Source organism: Microbacterium sp. 70-16 (genome assembly GCF_001898315.1).
Lineage (GTDB): Bacteria > Actinomycetota > Actinomycetes > Actinomycetales > Microbacteriaceae > Microbacterium.
Genome location: NZ_MKTQ01000014.1, coordinates 547,255 through 563,975, shown reverse-complemented (window position 1 = coordinate 563,975; position 16,721 = coordinate 547,255). Strand labels below are relative to the sequence as shown.

At 70.2% G+C, this 16,721-nt stretch carries 19 protein-coding genes and 2 tRNA genes; 12 read left to right on the top strand and 9 right to left on the bottom strand.

Annotation, left to right across the window (positions count from 1 at the left end; translation table 11 throughout):
* Positions 1-48: 48 nt before the first annotated feature.
* Entirely contained in the window at positions 49-2,385 is a 2,337-nt protein-coding gene (gene ligA / locus BGO46_RS07655; RefSeq protein ID WP_292676145.1) for an NAD-dependent DNA ligase LigA, read from the top strand.
* Here the strand turns inward: ligA and BGO46_RS07650 are convergent.
* Complete coding sequence (locus BGO46_RS07650; protein WP_292676147.1) at positions 2,369-4,069, bottom strand: long-chain-fatty-acid--CoA ligase; 1,701 nt, start codon at positions 4,067-4,069, stop codon at positions 2,369-2,371. The genes ligA and BGO46_RS07650 overlap by 17 nt on opposite strands.
* 90 nt (positions 4,070-4,159) lie before the next feature.
* Between BGO46_RS07650 and gatC the strand changes: the two genes are divergently transcribed.
* The 6 genes from gatC (at position 4,160) to BGO46_RS07620 (ending at position 9,744) form a co-directional block, all read left to right on the top strand.
* Positions 4,160-4,459 carry an Asp-tRNA(Asn)/Glu-tRNA(Gln) amidotransferase subunit GatC gene (gene gatC / locus BGO46_RS07645; RefSeq protein WP_292676150.1) on the top strand — a complete coding sequence of 100 codons (300 nt, stop codon included), beginning with the start codon at positions 4,160-4,162 and terminating at the stop codon, positions 4,457-4,459.
* Positions 4,456-5,967, top strand: a complete 1,512-nt coding sequence (gene gatA, locus BGO46_RS07640; protein ID WP_292676153.1) for an Asp-tRNA(Asn)/Glu-tRNA(Gln) amidotransferase subunit GatA — start codon at positions 4,456-4,458, stop codon at positions 5,965-5,967. The genes gatC and gatA overlap by 4 nt, the downstream gene beginning before the upstream one ends.
* Complete coding sequence (gene gatB, locus BGO46_RS07635; protein ID WP_292676157.1) at positions 5,967-7,496, top strand: Asp-tRNA(Asn)/Glu-tRNA(Gln) amidotransferase subunit GatB; 1,530 nt, start codon at positions 5,967-5,969, stop codon at positions 7,494-7,496. The genes gatA and gatB overlap by 1 nt, the downstream gene beginning before the upstream one ends.
* 89 nt (positions 7,497-7,585) lie before the next feature.
* Positions 7,586-8,845: a DNA polymerase IV gene (locus BGO46_RS07630; RefSeq protein WP_292676160.1), complete on the top strand. Its 1,260-nt coding sequence runs from the start codon at positions 7,586-7,588 to the stop codon at positions 8,843-8,845.
* 22 nt (positions 8,846-8,867) lie between these two features.
* Positions 8,868-9,188, top strand: coding sequence for a hypothetical protein (locus tag BGO46_RS07625; RefSeq protein WP_292676162.1), 321 nt, complete (start codon positions 8,868-8,870; stop codon positions 9,186-9,188).
* Positions 9,172-9,744: a hypothetical protein gene (locus tag BGO46_RS07620; RefSeq protein ID WP_292676165.1), complete on the top strand. Its 573-nt coding sequence runs from the start codon at positions 9,172-9,174 to the stop codon at positions 9,742-9,744. Before BGO46_RS07625 ends, BGO46_RS07620 begins: the two co-directional genes overlap by 17 nt.
* Positions 9,745-9,775: 31 nt before the next feature.
* On the opposite strand, the gene BGO46_RS07615 is transcribed toward BGO46_RS07620, so the two are convergent.
* The 5 genes from BGO46_RS07615 to orn form a co-directional block, all read right to left on the bottom strand.
* Complete coding sequence (locus BGO46_RS07615; RefSeq protein WP_292676168.1) at positions 9,776-10,273, bottom strand: DUF2017 family protein; 498 nt, start codon at positions 10,271-10,273, stop codon at positions 9,776-9,778.
* Positions 10,270-10,578: an ATP-dependent Clp protease adapter ClpS gene (gene clpS / locus BGO46_RS07610; RefSeq protein ID WP_292676500.1), complete on the bottom strand. Its 309-nt coding sequence runs from the start codon at positions 10,576-10,578 to the stop codon at positions 10,270-10,272. Before clpS ends, BGO46_RS07615 begins: the two co-directional genes overlap by 4 nt.
* Positions 10,569-10,910 (bottom strand): metallopeptidase family protein, encoded by a 342-nt coding sequence (locus BGO46_RS07605; RefSeq protein WP_292676171.1) that lies wholly within the window; start codon positions 10,908-10,910, stop codon positions 10,569-10,571. The genes clpS and BGO46_RS07605 overlap by 10 nt, the downstream gene beginning before the upstream one ends.
* 77 nt (positions 10,911-10,987) lie before the next feature.
* A tRNA-His gene (locus BGO46_RS07600) sits at positions 10,988-11,063 on the bottom strand.
* 34 nt (positions 11,064-11,097) lie between these two features.
* Positions 11,098-11,721, bottom strand: coding sequence for an oligoribonuclease (gene orn / locus BGO46_RS07595; RefSeq protein WP_292676174.1), 624 nt, complete (start codon positions 11,719-11,721; stop codon positions 11,098-11,100).
* Positions 11,722-11,781: 60 nt separating this feature from the next.
* On the opposite strand from orn, the gene BGO46_RS07590 reads away from it, so the two are divergent.
* A tRNA-Arg gene (locus BGO46_RS07590) sits at positions 11,782-11,853 on the top strand.
* Positions 11,854-11,879: 26 nt separating this feature from the next.
* Here the strand turns inward: BGO46_RS07590 and BGO46_RS07585 are convergent.
* Positions 11,880-12,362 (bottom strand): MarR family transcriptional regulator, encoded by a 483-nt coding sequence (locus BGO46_RS07585; protein WP_292676176.1) that lies wholly within the window; start codon positions 12,360-12,362, stop codon positions 11,880-11,882.
* A 96-nt stretch (positions 12,363-12,458) separates the two neighbouring features.
* Here BGO46_RS07585 and BGO46_RS07580 point away from each other — a divergent pair, with 96 nt between their 5' ends.
* Entirely contained in the window at positions 12,459-13,034 is a 576-nt protein-coding gene (locus BGO46_RS07580; RefSeq protein WP_292676179.1) for a diguanylate cyclase, read from the top strand.
* A 166-nt stretch (positions 13,035-13,200) separates the two neighbouring features.
* Positions 13,201-13,410: a methyltransferase gene (locus BGO46_RS07575; protein WP_292676182.1), complete on the top strand. Its 210-nt coding sequence runs from the start codon at positions 13,201-13,203 to the stop codon at positions 13,408-13,410.
* 50 nt (positions 13,411-13,460) lie between these two features.
* On the opposite strand, the gene BGO46_RS07570 is transcribed toward BGO46_RS07575, so the two are convergent.
* Positions 13,461-14,102, bottom strand: coding sequence for a hypothetical protein (locus BGO46_RS07570; RefSeq protein ID WP_292676183.1), 642 nt, complete (start codon positions 14,100-14,102; stop codon positions 13,461-13,463).
* 61 nt (positions 14,103-14,163) lie between these two features.
* On the opposite strand from BGO46_RS07570, the gene BGO46_RS07565 reads away from it, so the two are divergent.
* Positions 14,164-15,579 (top strand): PLP-dependent aminotransferase family protein, encoded by a 1,416-nt coding sequence (locus tag BGO46_RS07565; RefSeq protein ID WP_292676186.1) that lies wholly within the window; start codon positions 14,164-14,166, stop codon positions 15,577-15,579.
* A gap of 7 nt (positions 15,580-15,586) precedes the next feature.
* Here the strand turns inward: BGO46_RS07565 and BGO46_RS07560 are convergent, their stop codons facing one another.
* Positions 15,587-15,832: a DNA mismatch repair protein gene (locus BGO46_RS07560; RefSeq protein WP_292676189.1), complete on the bottom strand. Its 246-nt coding sequence runs from the start codon at positions 15,830-15,832 to the stop codon at positions 15,587-15,589.
* A 240-nt stretch (positions 15,833-16,072) separates the two neighbouring features.
* Between BGO46_RS07560 and BGO46_RS07555 the strand changes: the two genes are divergently transcribed.
* On the top strand, positions 16,073-16,672 hold the full coding sequence (locus BGO46_RS07555) for a single-stranded DNA-binding protein (RefSeq protein WP_292676192.1): 600 nt from the start codon (positions 16,073-16,075) through the stop codon (positions 16,670-16,672).
* Positions 16,673-16,721 lie beyond the last annotated feature (49 nt).

Here is a 16,721-nt window from a genome sequence, read left to right as displayed (position 1 = left end):
AAACCCGACCCCTGACACCGTGTCGGGGGCACTGCCTAGACTGACGGGGTGACGGATGCCGACACCCTCCCGCAGACCCTCGAAGACGCCCGGGCCGAGTCCGAGCGACTCACGGGACTCATCATGGACGCGCGCGACGCGTACTACGGTCGCGACACCGCGCTGGTCGACGACGCGACGTACGACGACTGGATGCACCAGCTCGAAGCGGTCGAGCGGCTCTTCCCGCAGCTGCAGGGGCAGGACTCGCCGACGCAGCTCGTCGGAGCAGCCGACACGACGGGGCTCGCGACGATCGAGCACGCCGAGCGGATGCTGAGCCTCGACAACGTCTTCTCGATCGACGAGCTGCGCGAGTGGGCCGCCAAGACCCAGGCCGCGGCGGGTCGACCGGTCGCCTGGCTCACGGAACTGAAGATCGACGGTCTTGCGATCAGCCTGCGCTACGAGGCCGGCGTGCTGACCTCCGCCGCGACGCGCGGCGACGGCCGCGTCGGCGAGATCGTGACTGAGAACGCGCTGCGGGTCGCGGGCATCCCCGCGCGGTTGAGCGGCACGGGGCATCCGCCTCTCGTCGAAGTCCGCGGTGAGGTGTTCATCCCCGTCGCCGCCTTCGAGCGGCTCAATGCGGCGCAGGCCGACTTCCGCGAGCGCGCCTACGGCGAAGCGCTGTCGCGGTGGGAGGCACGCTCCGGCGCGAAGCCTCCGTTCGACGAAGAGAAGGCGCGCACAGCGGCGGCGCGGCGGTTCCCGTCCTTCGCGAACCCGCGCAACGCGGCCAGCGGTGGCCTGCGCCAGCAGCTCGACAAGAAGGACGGACTCGAGCTCGAGGCGGGGCTCGTCCGCGTGGGCTCGCTCGCGCTGTACGTGCACGGGATCGGCGCGTGGCCGAACCCGCCGGTCGCCGCGCAGAGCGAGGTGTACGACCTGCTCGCCGCGTGGGGGCTGCCGACGAGCCCGCACACGAAGGTGTGCCGCACGATTGACGAGGTCGCGGACTTCGTCGCGTACTTCGGAGAGCACCGGCACGACATCGAGCACGAGCTGGACGGCATCGTCGTCAAGGTCGACGAACTCGACCTGCACGCCGAGCTCGGCGCGACCAGTCGCGCGCCGCGCTGGGCGATCGCGTACAAATACCCGCCGGAGGAAGTGCAGACCAAGCTCCTCGACATCGTCGTGTCGGTCGGCCGCACCGGGCGTGCGACGCCGTTCGCCGTCATGGCGCCCGCGCACGTCGCGGGAAGTGTCGTGCGGCAGGCGACGCTGCACAACCAGGACGTCGTGAAAGCCAAGGGTGTGCTGATCGGCGACACGGTCGTGCTGCGCAAGGCCGGCGATGTCATCCCCGAAGTGCTCGGCCCCGTGGTCGATCTGCGCGATGGCACCGAGCGCGCGTTCGTCATGCCCGTGCACTGCCCGTCGTGCGGCGCGGTGCTGGCGCCGGCGAAGGAAGGCGACATCGACCTGCGCTGCCCGAACGCCCGCTCGTGCCCCGCGCAGGTGCGCGGCCGCGTCGAGCACATCGGCTCGCGCGGCGCGCTGGATGTCGAGGCGCTCGGCGAGGTGACGGCGGCCGCGCTCACGCAGCCGTCGTTCCCCGAGACGCCGCCGCTCGTGACGGAAGCGGGCCTGTTCGGTCTGACCCTCGAGCAACTCGTGCCGATCGAGCTCGTTGTGCGCGATGCTGAGACGGGACTCGTGAAAGAGGACGAGGAGGGCGTCGCGAAGATGCGCGCCCCGTTCCGACGCAATCCGACCCCCGCCGAGCGCAAGGAGGGGCTGGAGGGTCCGCAGCCCTCGGCGCAGGCGATCAGGCTGCTGGCCGAACTCGAGAAGGCCAAGACGAAGGAGCTGTGGCGGCTGCTCGTGTCGCTGAACATCCGGCACGTCGGGCCGGTCGCGGCGCGCGCGCTGGCGCAGTGGTTCGGGTCGCTGGATGCCATCCGTGCCGCGTCCGCGGAAGAGCTCGCGGCCGTCGACGGTGTGGGCGGCATCATCGCCGAGTCGCTGCGGGAGTGGTTCGCCGTCGACTGGCACCAGGAGATCGTGCAGCACTGGACGGAGGCGGGCGTGCAGTGGGCGACCCCGGGGCATCCCGGTCCTGGTGCGGCCGTCGCGGCCGGTGGGGTACTCGAGGGGCTGACCGTCGTGGCGACCGGAACGCTCGAGGGCTACACGCGCGAGGGCGCGCAGGAGGCCATCATCGCGGCGGGCGGCAAGGCGGCATCCAGTGTCTCGAAGAAGACCGACTTCGTCGCGGCCGGCCCCGGCGCGGGTTCCAAGCTCGCGAAGGCCGAGGAACTGGGCGTGCGCATCCTGGATGCCGCGCAGTTCCGCATCCTCGTCGAGCAGGGCCCCGGCGCGCTCAGCTTCCCGTCGTGAGCTGCAGCAGCGATTCGCGCACCTGACGGCGCAGCACCTTGCCGATCAGCGACTTGGGGAGCTCGTCGACGACGAAGATCCGGCGCGGCACCTTGTACGGGGTGAGGATGCCCCGGACATGGTCCCGGATCGCCTCCACGTCGACGTCGCCCGACCCGTCGAGCACGACGGCGGCGACGACCTCCTCGCCGGAGTGCTCGCTCGGCAGGCCCACGACAGCGGCATCCACGACGTGCGGATGCTGACGCAGCGCGTTCTCGACTTCGGTGGGCGCCACGTTGAAGCCGCCCGTGATGATGAGCTCCTTGATGCGGTCGACGATGCGGACGAACCCGTCCTCGTCGATCTGGACGATGTCGCCCGTGCGGAACCACCCGTCGACGAACACCTCTTCCGTCGCCTCGGGCTTGCCGTAGTACCCCTGGAACACCTGCGGGCCGCGCACGAGCAGCTCGCCGCGCTCACCGGCGGCGACGTCGACCGTGGGCTGGTCGGGGTCGACGACGCGGCACTCGGTGCCCGGTAGCGGCAACCCGACTGTTCCGGGCTTGCGGTTGCCAGCGACGGGGTTCGCCATCAACACGGGCGAGCATTCCGACAGTCCGTAGCCCTCGACGAGGAATCCGCCGGTCGCCGCTTCGAACGGCACCACGAGCTCGTGCGGCAGTGCCATCGCACCCGAGATCGCGACCTCGGTGCCCGCGAGCGAGATCCCCTCGGCCTGCGCGGCCTTCAGCAGTCGGTCGGCGATCGGCGGGACGAGTGGCAGGAACGTCGCGGGGTGCTTCTTGGTCACCTCGAGCACCATGTCGGGCTCGAACCGGGGGAAGAGCACGAGGCGTGCCCCCATCGACATCGCGAACGTGAGGCACAGCGTCAGCCCGTACGCGTGGAACATCGGCAGCACGGCGTACACGACGCATCCCTTGCCGCGCTGGATCGACGGCACCCACGCCTGTGCCTGCCGCGCGTTCGCCAGCAGGTTGCGGTGCGTCAGCACGGCACCCTTGGGGGTGCCGGTCGTGCCGCTCGTGTACTGGATGATCGCGACATCGTCGGTGGCGGGCCCGGGGAAGCTCTCCGGCAGCGGCGGCGTCTGCACGAGCTTGTCCCACGAGATCGCGCCGGCGGTGCGCTCGGTCAGCGCGGAGCGCGATTCGCGGGCCTTCGCGATCGGCAGGCGCAGCGCGAAGCGCAACGTGAACGGCATCGCACGCGTGACGTCGACCGAGATGAGGTTCGTCACGGCGAGGTCGGCCGGGAACTGCTGCACGGTCGAGACGACCTTGCTCCACACGATCGCGGTCTTCGCGCCGTGGTCCTCGAACTGCTTGCGCAGCTCGCGCGGCGTGTACAGCGGGTTGTGCTCGACGGCGATCGCGCCGAGCCGCAGGATCGCGTAGAACGCGATGATGTGCTGCGGGCAGTTCGGCAGCACGATCGCGACCGTGTCGCCCTTGCCGACACCCAGGGCCTTCAGGCCCGCGGCGGCGCGCTCGATGGCATCCGACATGTTGCGGTATGACGTCTCGCGGCCGAAGAACTGCAGCGCCGGGGCGTCCGGATAGTCACGAGTGGATGCCGCGACGATGTCGAGCAGGGTGCCGGTGACCGGCTCGAGCTCGGCGGGTACCCCCTCGGCGTAGCTGCGGATCCAGGGGCGTGGTGGCTCGAACGTGGTCACGCGGGCCAGCCTAGCGACGGGGGTTTGTCCGGCGCATCCGCCGCGCCACGGCGGACCGGCGGTGCGGAGCGGCCCAAGTAGACTGGCGTGGTGTCTGAAATCACCCCTGATCTCGTGCGCCATCTCGGCGTGCTGGCCCGGATCCAGCTGGACGACCACGAGGTGGAGCGCCTGACCGGCCAGCTCTCCGCGATCGTCGACAACATCGCGAAGGTGTCGGAGGTCGCGACCCCCGACGTGCCCGCGACGAGCCACCCGGTGCCGCTGCAGAACGTCTACCGTCCCGATGTCGTCGGCGAGATGCTGACCGTCGAGCAGGTGCTGCAGAATGCGCCGGATGCCACGGAGGACCGCTTCAAGGTCACCGCGATCCTGGGGGAGGAGCAGTGAGCGACCTGATCCGTCTGACCGCCGCCGACCTGTCGGCCAAGCTCGCGGCGGGCGAGGTGTCGAGCGTTGAGGCGACGCAGGCCCACCTCGACCGCATCGCCGCCGTCGACACCGAGGTGCACGCGTTCCTGCACGTGAGCGACCACGCGCTCGAGGTCGCCGCCGACATCGACCGCCGCCGCGCCGCGGGCGAGCAGCTGGGCGAGCTGGCCGGCGTGCCGCTCGCGATCAAGGACGTGCTCGTCACGACCGACATGCCCTCCACGAGCGGATCGAAGATCCTCGAGGGCTTCCTCTCGCCGTACGACGCGACGGTCGTCGCGCGCTCGCGCGCCGCGGGCCTCGTGCCGCTCGGCAAGACCAACATGGACGAGTTCGCGATGGGCTCGTCGACCGAGCACTCCGCCTACGGACCGACCCACAACCCGTGGGACCTCGACCGCATCCCGGGCGGCTCGGGCGGTGGCTCTGCCGCGGCCGTCGCCGCCTTCGAGGCGCCGATCGCGCTCGGGTCCGACACCGGCGGCTCGATCCGCCAGCCCGCGCACGTCACCGGCACGGTCGGCGTCAAGCCGACCTATGGCGGCGTGAGCCGGTTCGGCGCGATCGCGCTGGCATCCTCGCTCGACCAGGTCGGTCCCGTCTCGCGCACCGTGCTCGACTCGGCGCTCCTGCACGATGTCATCGCCGGCCACGACCCGCACGACGCGACGTCGCTGACGGATGCCTGGCCGTCCTTCGCCGCGGCAGCGCGCGAGGGCGCCACGGGTGAGGTGCTCAAGGGCCTCAAGGTCGGCGTCATCCGCGAGCTGCCCGACTCGGGCTTCCAGGCGGGTGTCTCGGCGTCATTCCGCGAGTCGCTCGCGCTGCTCGAGGCGCAGGGGGCCGAGATCGTCGAGATCAGCGCGCCGCACTTCGAGTACGGCGTCGCCGCCTACTACCTGATCCTGCCTGCCGAGGCATCCAGCAACCTCGCCAAGTTCGACTCGGTGCGATTCGGCCTGCGGGTCGACGTGCCCGGCGGCACGGTCGAGGACGTCATGGCGCGCTCGCGCGACATCGGGTTCGGCGACGAGGTCAAACGCCGCATCATTCTCGGCACCTACGCCCTGTCGGCAGGCTACTACGACGCGTACTACGGCAGCGCGCAGAAGGTGCGCACGCTCATCCAGCGCGATTTCGACACCGCCTTCGCGCAGGTCGACGTCATCGCGACGCCTTCCGCGCCGACGACCGCGTTCCGCCTCGGCGAGAAGCTCGACGACCCGCTGCAGATGTACCTCAACGACGTCACGACGATCCCCGTGAACCTCGCGGGCGTCCCCGGGATCTCGATCCCGTCGGGCCTCGCCGCCGAAGACGGACTGCCCGTCGGCATCCAGTTCATCGCGCCACTGCGCGAGGATGCCCGCCTCTACCGCGTCGGTGCGGCGCTCGAGGCACTGCTCGTGGATTCGTGGGGTGGTCCGCTGCTTGACCGTGCCCCCCAGCTGGGAGGAGCCCGCTGATGGCCAAGGTCGCACTCATGGACTTCGACGAGGCGCTCGAGCGGTTCGAGCCCGTCCTCGGCTTCGAGGTGCACGTCGAGCTCAACACCGAGACCAAGATGTTCTCGGCCGCCGCGAACCCCGCGCACCCGTCGAACCACGATGCCGCGCCGAACACCCTCGTTGCGCCTGTCGACATGGGCCTGCCCGGGTCTCTCCCGGTCGTCAACGAGACCGCCGTGCGGTACTCGATCTCGCTGGGTCTCGCGCTCGGCTGCGACATCGCGCCGTCGAGCCGGTTCGCGCGGAAGAACTACTTCTACCCCGACCTCGGCAAGAACTACCAGATCAGCCAGTACGACGAGCCGATCGCGTTCGAGGGTCAGGTCGAGGTGGAACTCGAAGACGGCACGACGTTCGAGATCCCGATCGAGCGCGCGCACATGGAAGAGGATGCCGGCAAGCTCACCCACATGGGTGGTGCGACCGGTCGCATCCAGGGCGCCGAGTACTCGCTCGTCGACTACAACCGTGCGGGCGTGCCGCTCGTCGAGATCGTCACGAAGCCGATCTACGGCGCCGAGGCGAACGCTCCGAAGCTCGCCGCGGCGTACGTGCGCGCGATCCGCGACATCGTGATCGGTCTCGGCATCTCGGAGGCGCGCATGGAGCGCGGCAACCTCCGCTGCGATGCGAACGTGTCGATCCGCCCGCGCGCTGCGGCCGGTGAGCCTGTCGCACCGCTCGGCACCCGCACCGAGACGAAGAACGTCAACTCGATGCGGTCGGTCGAGCGCGCCGTGCGCTACGAGATCCAGCGGCAGGCGGCGATCCTCGCCGCGGGCGGCACGATCACGCAGGAGACGCGCCACTGGCATGAGGACACCGGCACGACCTCTCCGGGTCGTCCGAAGTCGGATGCCGACGACTACCGCTACTTCCCCGAGCCCGATCTGCTGCCCGTCGCGCCGTCGACCGAGCTGATCGAGAGCCTGCGCGCCGCGCTGCCCGAGCCGCCGGCCGCACGCCGTCGCCGGCTGAAGGATGCCTGGGGCTTCGCCGACATCGACTTCCAGGGTGTCGTCAACGCGGGGCTGCTGAGCGAGGTCGAGGCGACCGTCGCCGCCGGCGCATCGCCGGCATCCGCCCGCAAGTGGTGGATGAGCGAGATCTCGCGGCTCGCGAACGCGGAGGGCGTCGAGGCATCGTCGCTCATCGAACCGGCATCCGTCGCGGCGCTGCAGCAGCTCGTCGACGCCGGCTCGCTCACCGACAAGCTCGCGCGCCAGGTGCTGGAGGGCGTCATCGCCGGTGAGGGCACGCCGCAAGAGGTCGTCGACGCCCGCGGGCTCGCGGTCGTCTCGGACGATGGTGCGCTGATCGCCGCGATCGACGAGGCCCTCGCGGCCCAGCCGGACGTGCTCGAGAAGATCCGCGACGGCAAGGTGCAGGCCGCCGGTGCCGTCATCGGCGCCGTCATGAAGGCGATGCGCGGCCAGGCCGATGCCGCGCGCGTGCGCGAGCTCGTCCTCGAGCGAGCCGCGGGCTGACCCCGCGGCATCCCTCGCGCCGCCCCGGCCCCGTGCCGCGGCGTGCGCCCCATCTCCCGCGTGTCGGTGGGGTGGGGGAGGATGGGTGCGTGGGACGCGGCGACGGGAGCGGAAGGCGGGTATCGGCGGCGGATGCCGATGACACCGGCACCCGCATCCTGCATGTCGACATGGATGCCTTCTACGCGTCCGTCGAGGTGCTCGACGACCCGTCGCTCGCCGGCAAGCCCGTCATCGTCGGCGGCATGGAGGGGCGCGGAGTCGTCTCCAGCGCGACCTACGAGGCGCGCCGCTTCGGCGTCCGCTCGGCGATGAACGTCGCGCAAGCGTTGCGCCTGTGCCCGCACGCGATCGTCGTCGTGCCGCACTTCGAGCGCTACGCCGCCCTCTCGCGCCAGGTGATGGCGATCTTCCATGACGTCACGCCGCTCGTCGAGCCGCTGTCGATCGACGAGGCGTTCCTCGACGTGTCCGGTGCGCGGCGGCTGTGGGGATCGCCCGGCGAGATCGCCCGGATGCTGCGCGCGCGCGTCAAGGCCGAGACGGGCCTCGTCTGCAGCATCGGGGTGGCCGCCACCAAGCACGTCGCCAAGATCGCCTCGACGCTGTCCAAGCCCGACGGCCTGCTCATCGTCAGCGAGCCCGAGACGGCACAGTTCCTCGCGGGATTGCCGGTGCGCGCGCTGTGGGGCGTCGGGCCGAAGGCGGCCGAGGCGCTGGAGGCGCGAGGCATCCGGCTCGTCTCCGACATCCTCGCCTCGCCGCAGCGCGTCATCGAACGCGCCCTGGGGCCCGCGGGTGGGGCACGCATCTGGCAGCTCGCGCACGGAGAGGACCCGCGCACGGTCGAGACCGAGCGCATCGAGAAGAGCATCGGCCACGAAGAGACCTTCCTGCACGACATCGCGGATGCCGGCACCCTGCGCAGCGAGCTGCGACGCCTCTCCGACCGGGTCGCGGCGCGCCTGCGCGACGGCGGCTGGGAGGCGGCGACGGTCGCATTGAAGCTGCGCTACGCCGACTTCACGACGATCTCGCGCGCGAGCACGCTGCCCGAGCCGACCGATGTGGGCCAGCGCATCGGTGACGTCGTGACGCGGCTGTTCGATGCCGTCGAGCTCAGCCAACCCGTGCGCCTCATCGGCGTACGCGCCGAGAAGCTGCGTCCGGGCGGAACCGGCGGTCTTGCACTGTGGGACGACGACGAAGACTGGCGCCGCGTCGACACGGCCCTCGACGATGCCCGCGAGCGCTTCGGCGGGGGAGCGGTGACCCGCGCGAGCACGCTCGGCCCGCGGCGCGACGTGAACGCGCTGCCCACGAACCCACGGCTCCCTCGCGAGCACTGACTCCCACGACTACGGTGGGAGCATGCCCAATCTCGCACTGGAACTCGGCAAGCAGACCGCATCCATCGGCGTCACGAGCGTCTATGGCGAGCAGCAGGATGTCGACGGCATCCGCATCATCCCCGTCGCCCTGTCGTGGCACGGGTTCGGCGCGGGCGAAGAGCCCGGCAGCGGAAGCGGTGGTGGCGGTGGCGGCGCCGCGATCCCCGTGGGCGCGTACATCCGCAAGGGCGATGACCTGCGATTCGAGCCGAACCTCATCTCGCTCATCGCGGTCGGCATTCCGTTCGTGTGGGTCGCCGGTCGCGTCCTCAGCCGCATCATCCGTGCCCTCAAGCGCTGACGCGTTCGACGCGGCGATCCGTCGCGCCGCCGAGACGGTGCAGGATGCCGTGGTCGCAGCCGGCCTCGCGCGCGCCGTCATCCTCATCGACGGACGGTCCGGCGCCGGCAAGACGACCCTCGCCGCGCTCCTGCGAGAGCGCTGGAGCGGTGACGTGCAGATCGTCGCGCTCGACGACGTCTATCCCGGATGGGACGGACTTGCCGCTGGCGCCGAGATCGTCCGCGAACAGATCCTCGAACCCCTGGCGAACGGCACATCCGCGCACTGGCGGCGGTGGGACTGGGCGCGCGCCGAGCCGGGGGAGACGATGGTGACGGATGCCACGACGCCGGTCATCATCGAGGGATCGGGCGTGCTGACACCGGCATCCGCTGTGCTCGCGCCGATCCGTGTGTGGCTGGAGTCGCCGACCGCGTCGCGTCGCGAGCGCGCGCTCGCGCGCGACGGCGACACGTATCGCCCGCACTGGGACCGCTGGGCTGCGCAGGAGGACGTGCACCTGACCGCGGATGCCCCGCGCGATCTCGCCACGATCATCATCGACGTGCCCTGAGTCGGACGGGCAGTCCCGGGCCCCCGGCGGGTCAGTCCTCGAGCGCCTGCAGCAGCCCCTCGAGGCGGAAGCCGAGCCATTCGTAAACGCCCACGCGCGGGTCGTCCGGGTCGCCCTGCTCGTCGTCGGAGGAGATGCCGATCCGTGTCGCCATGACGAGGCGGATCGAGGTGAGGGTGCGCAGCCAGGCGGATGCCGCGGGCGCGTCCAACTCGACGACGAACGCCGACGTGGCATCCGCAGCGGCGACATCGCCCGGATGCAGGGTGACGCCGTCGCGCTGCAGCGTCGTGAGCACGAGCCCGGCGTCATCACGGCGACGGTCGAGCAGGTCGCCCTGCGTGAGACCGCGGAACTCGGCAGCAGCTTCCGCATCGTCGCGATAGGCGTCGGGGACGAGCCGCAGGATCGCGGGGTCGTCGAGGCCGTCCTCATCCACCGTGCCGGCGATCAATTCGGCGAACTGCTCGACGAGGCCGGTCAGGTGCGCGGCTTCGAGCAGCGACATCTCCATGAGCAGCTTCGTCATGCCTCGCCCTCCCGGACCGTGGCCCACAGGCCGTAGTCGTGCATCGCCTGCACGTGCAGTTCCATCTGCTCGCGCGCGCCCTCGGCGACCACGGCATGGCCGCGGTGGTGCACGGCGAGCATGAGCTGCTCGGCCCGGTCGCGCGAGTAGCCGAAGTAGGTGCGGAAGACGTACGTCACGTAGCTCATGAGGTTCACCGGGTCGTTCCATACGACGGTCTGCCATGGCCCCGCGGTCGCAGACGCCGCGTCGAGATCGGTGCGCTCAAGGGGCAGGGTGGATGCCACGGCGGCCATCATGCCCAGCCCAGCTCGTGCAGGCGGTCATCGTCGATGCCGTAGAAGTGCGCGATCTCGTGGACGAGCGTCGTGTGCACCTCGTCGCGCAGCTCGTCGACATCGTCGCAGACGTCGAGATGCGGCTCGCGGTAGACGATGATGCGGTCGGGCAGGTCGCCGAGGCCGTACTGCGCGCGTTCGGTGAGGGCGAGTCCGTCGTAGAGCCCGAGCAGGTCGAGGGAACCGTCCTCGGGGCGGTCTTCGACGACGAAGACGATGTTGTCCAGACCGTCGACCATGTCGTCGGGCAGGCGATCGAGTTCGTCGGCGACGAGCGCTTCGAACTGTGGGGCATCCATCTCGAGCATCGTCCTCAACGCTACCCGCTGACAGAACGCAACAGCCCGGATCCGTTGCGGATCCGGGCTGTTGCGGATGGGGTGGCTAACGGGGCTTGAACCCGCGACCCCCGCGACCACAACGCGGTGCTCTACCAACTGAGCTATAGCCACCATGTGCCTGTCTCCAGGCAACCAGACGATTGTATTACACGCCCGAGCTGTACGACGACACGGCCGACGCCGCGGCATCGCGGGCTTCGTCGCTCGTGGGTCCGGGATCGGGCACGAAAACGGCCTGGCGGTAGTACGCGAGCTCGCGGATGGACTCGCGGATGTCGGCGAGGGCGCGGTGTCCACCGTCCTTGGCGGGCGCGTTGAAGTAGGCGCGCGGATACCAGCGGCGCGAGAGCTCCTTGATGCTGGACACGTCGACGTTGCGGTAGTGCAGCCAGCGGTCGATGCGCGGCATGTACTTCGCGAGGAACATGCGGTCGGTGCCGATCGTGTTACCCGCGAGCGGTGCCTTGCCCTCGGGCACGAAGCGCTGGATGTACTCGAGCGCCTCGAACTCGGCCTCGGCGAGGCTGACGCCGTTCGGGATCTCGGCGAGCAGACCCGAGGTCTCGTGCATCTTGGTGACGAACTCGTTCATGTTGGCGAGCGCCGAGGCATCCGGCTTGATGACGATCTGGAAGCCCGGGTCGAGCGGCTGCAGTTCGAAGTCGGTAACGACGATGGCGATCTCGACGAGTTCGTCGACCTCGAGGTCGAGGCCCGTCATCTCGCAGTCGATCCAGACGAGACGGTCATTCTCTGCGGCACTCACCATGCTGATCATCCTAACGAGCGCTTCCGACACCACCTGCGCGGGACGATACGCTGGGTACGCGCCTCCGTAGCTCAGCGGAAGAGCAACGGCCTTCTAATCCGTTGGTCGCAGGTTCGAATCCTGCCGGGGGCACCTTCTGCGTAGGTCCGACAGTGCGATCAGCGCTGGGTCGCCGCCATCTTGCCCTCGGGGTCGACCCGTTCCAGCACGGCGCGGGTGATCGTCCGCAGTTCTCGCGCCTGCTCGGCAGTGAGCGCGTCGAGGAAGATGCGCCGGACGTTCGCGACGTGGCCCGTCGTCGCGTGCAGCACCTTCTTGCGCCCCTCGGCGGTGATGACGGCGTTCGTCGCCCGGGCGTCGTCGGCGCACGGTTCGCGCCGCACGAAGCCGCGCTTCTCCAGCCGCGTGACGACGTGCGACAGGCGGGGGAGTGTCGCATTGGTCATCGAGGCGAGCTCGGTCATCCGCAGGCGGTGCTCCTTCGCGTTGGTCAGCATCGAGAGCGTGAAGTAATCGAAATGCGTGAGGTCCTCGTCACGCAGCAACTGGCCGTCGAGCTCGCGGGGCAGCAGCTCAAGGAGAGCGGCGAAAGGCACCCACGTCGCCAGTTCGTCGGGCGTGTAGAAGCGCGAGGTGCTCATCTGTCGATCCTATGGAGAAAGTGGGAATAGGGATCCGGGGAGCCGTGTTCCATCTGACAGTTGTAGATACAACAAAACGACAAGGAGACACCTCACATGAGCACCATCACGATCTTCGGTTCCGGCAACATGGGCCAGGCCATCGCCGGCATCCTCGCCCGCAGCGGCGCCTCGATCCAGCACATCGGCAGCGCCCAGACCGGCGAGCAGATCGCCGGTGACATCGTCGTCCTCGCGGTGCCGTACCCCTCGATCGCGCAGATCACCGCCGCCTACGGCGAGCAGTTCGCCGGCAAGACGATCGTCGACATCACCAACCCGCTCGACTTCTCGACGTTCGACTCGCTCGTCGTGCCGGCGGGCAGCTCGGCCGCCGCGCAGCTGCAGCAGGCGTTCCCCGAGGCGAAGGTGCTCAAGGCGTTCAACACCAACTTCGCCGCGACCCTCGTCTCGGGCACGGTCGGTGGCGAGAAGACCACTGTGCTGGTCGCCGGTGACGACGCAGATGCCAAGGCCGCGCTCATCGCCGCCGTCGAGGCCGGCGGCGTCTCGGCCGTCGACGCCGGTGCGCTCTCGCGTGCGCACGAGCTCGAGGCTCTCGGCTTCCTTCAGCTGACGCTCGCCGTCGGCGAGAAGGTCAGCTGGACCGCCGGGTTCGCACTGGTCAAGTAAGGCGCTGACGCGCTCCGGCTAATGCGCTGACACGCTCCGGCCCGGTCGACCATGGTGTCGCCGGGCCGGAGTCGTCTCACCGCCGTTATCCGGGTCGCACCGTGACGTGGACGGTGGCGGTTTGGCCGGCTGCGGCGTAGCGTCGCAGGTGACGAGAGGAGTCACCATGAGCACCACATCGTCCAGCCTCTGGGTCGCTTACGGCTCAGAGGGGAGCGTCGTCGGAACCATCCGCCGCGACGACGCCGGTTACACCGCCACCATTGCGGGCGCGGATGCCAGTCTCGGCACGTACCCGACGATGGATATCGCGAAGAATGCCCTGCACGGGCACCTCCCGCCGGGTTCGGACTGGCCGCAGTTCCGGGAGCACTGAGCTCTCAGTTCCGGGAGCGCGGAGCGCTCGGTTCCGGGAGCGCGGAGCGCTCAGGCCCGGGCATTCTGCGCTGCTCGCGCAGCGGAGCGCGGCATCGCCCTGCCCGCCCGCGGGCGTAGCAAGGGCAGCGCGCGATGCACGAGGGGGCCGATGCCTGCGGCGAAGATCACGGTGCCGAGTCCCACCGTGCCACCCAGCAGCCACCCCGCCGCGAGCACCGTCGCCTCGACGGCGAGGCGTGCGGCCCAGATGGGCCAGCCCCAGCGTGCGTGGATCCCGGTCATGAGGCCGTCGCGCGGGCCCGCGCCGAAGTCTGCGCCGATGTAAAGGCCTGACGCGATGGCCACGAGCGCCATTCCGCCGACGAAGACAGTCACCTGCCACACGAATCCGAGCCAGCCCTCGCCGTGCGCTGCCGGCACGTTGGCAAGCGTCACCTGCATGCTCGTGCCCACGAGCAGGATGTTGGCGATCGTGCCGAGGCCCGGCTTCTGACGCAACGGGATCCACAGCAGCAGCACGAGGAAGCCGACGATGTTCGTCACCCAGCCGATGCCGACACCAGTCTGGCGGGAGACACCTTCCGCGAACACCGTCCAGGGGTCCACACCGATCCCGGCGCGCACCATGATCGCGCACCCGGCACCGTAGAGCAGGAGGCCGACGAACAGACGGATGACGCGAGAGAGCATGTGGATAGTTCACCGCATGATTGGACTTCGTGCACCAGTCCAATTGCACTATCGTGGCCGCATGGATTCCCGCATCACGGCTCGTGCGCTCGCGGCCGCTCTCGGCGGCTGGCGCACGCGCGAGCCGGCGTACGAGGCGCTCGCCGACGGCATCCGCCTGCTGTCCCTGGACAATCGCATCGCGGCACGCACGGCGCTGCCCGCCGAACGCGAGCTCGCCGCCGCGCTCGGAATGAGTCGCACGACGGTCGCCGCGGCCTACCGCAGTTTGCGCGACAGCGGGCACATCGAGAGCCTGCGTGGGTCGGGCAGTGTGACGATGCCGCAGCCCGCGCGCGAACCGGGGCTTGTCGCCGTCGAGGCCGACGCCATCGATCTTCAGCAGGCGAGTCCTGCCGCGTGGCCGGGGCTGGCCGGAGTGATGAGCGAGGTGGCCGCGGATGCCGCGTCGCTCGTCGCGCGTTCCGGCTACGACATCCGTGGGTCGCTGGCGCTGCGCTGCGCCATCGCCGACCGATACAGCGCGGCGGGTGTGCCGACGAGTCCCGACGAGGTGATGGTCACGACCGGTGCGCAGTCCGCGATCCATCTGCTCGCCCAGACGCTGCTGCGACGCGGCGATCGCGCGCTCATCGAGACCCCCACCTACCCGCACGCGGCGGAAGCGCTGCGCGGCGCGGGTGCGCGCCTGGTCGGCGTGCCCGTGTCGACGCAGGACGGTTGGGACATCGATCGCGCGACGCAGGCGTTCGCTCGCACGACACCGCGCCTGGCCTACCTCATGCCGAGATTCCAGAATCCGACCGGCCGCATCATGACAGCCGCAGAGGAGGATGCCTTCGCGCTCGCCGCTGCGGGGGCGGGTACGGTGCTCGTCGTCGATGAGACGACGGCCGAACTGGCGATCGGCACGCAGCCGTCGGCGCCGGCATTCGCCGCGTACGAGGTCGTCCGCATCGGCTCGCTCGGAAAGACCGTGTGGGGCGGACTGCGGATCGGGTGGATCCGCGCCGACGCCGACCTGGTGGCCCGCGTCATCGCCGCCCGCCCGCCTCGTGACCTCGGTACGCCCGAGTTCGAACAGGCGGTCGCCGTGCGCGCGCTGCAGCGGATGCCCGAGGTGCTCGCGCAACGGGCCGACGTGCTGGGCGCCGGCCGCGACGCCCTCGTCGACGAACTCGCCACGCGCTTGCCTGCGTGGCGCGTTCCGCAGGTCGGGGGAGGCGTCGCGCTGTGGGTCGAGCTGGATGCCCCGCTCAGCTCGGGACTCGTACTCGCGGCGCGCGAGCGCGGTGTGTATCTGTCGGCAGGCTCGCGGTTCGCCGTCGACGGCACGCACGATCGGCATCTGCGCATCCCGTTCACTGCCCCCGTGCCCGACCTGTGCCGCGCCGTCAGCGTGCTCGCCGACGCATGGCCCACCGTCCGTGCGGCGGCGCCCGTGGCCGCGGGCGACCTGCTCGAGGCGCTGGTGTGACGCCGGTTCAGCGCAGGTAGCGCAAGCATTCCACGGCCTCCACGGCGGTCCAGAACGCGCCCAGCTCGCGCAATCGGCGCCCCGCGAGGTCGAAGCGCTCGGCGTGGAACCGGGTGCCCGCGCTGACCGCCTCGGCGCGCAGGTGACCGAGGATGCGGCCTGTGCGGTCGAGCACACGCCAGCGCCGTGCGGATACGGCTCGCAGCGTCACTCCGCGCACGGTCGGGGTGGTGAAGCCATCGATGAGTGTCATGTCGGACCTCCTGCTTCGAACATAGGTACGACCGCCGACATTGCTGAGGGCCGCGCGTGGATCGGTTTCATCGCCTCCTCCACAATCGACGAATTTCCGAAACTGCCCACAGATCGCGGGTGTGCCGTCCCACGGGGTGCCGCGACGGAACATGCTGGCCCTGCTCCGGCGTCCGACAGGGCACGCGGGCGCCGGAGCAGGGCCGCGGAGGGACCGCGGTCATCGACGAAAGGAACCGCCATGTCAGATCTCATCGCCGTGACCGGCAACCTCACCTCGGCGCCCGAGCGACGCGAACTCTCGAACGGAGTCGTGATGGCCACGTTCGGGCTCGCCAGCACGGAGCGCCGGCTCGAGAACGGCACGTGGACCGACGTCCACACCAACTACTACGACGTCGCCGTCTTTCGACGGCTCGCCGAGCACGCGCTCGCCTCGCTGCAGCGCGGTCAGCGCGTCATCGTCATGGGCAAGCTCAAGGTCCGCAAATGGGACTCGAACGGCCACAGTGGTGTGACCGTCGATCTCGAGGCGAGCGCTCTCGGTCCCGATCTCAAGTTCGGTGTCGCGTCGTTCGTGCGCGACGCGGCCGCGACGTCGTCGTCGGCCGCCCCGCAGGTCGGGGCAGGCGCGCAGTCCGGGCCCGCCCCTCAGGTCGGGGCCGACGCGTGGGCGACGCCCGGTGAGGCCGCTCGCGCACTCGACTCGCGACCTCCGCTGGAAGCCGTCGAAGCGCGCACGGCGACCGTGCCAGCCGAGGACGCGGCCGGAGCGCCGCCGGTCGACGCGCCCGAACTGGTGGCGGCAGGAGCGTGGGGCGACGACCCGACGCCGTTCTGAGCGCTCCGCCCGTGGTGGAGCCGTGGTGAAGCCGTGGCGCGGCCGCGCC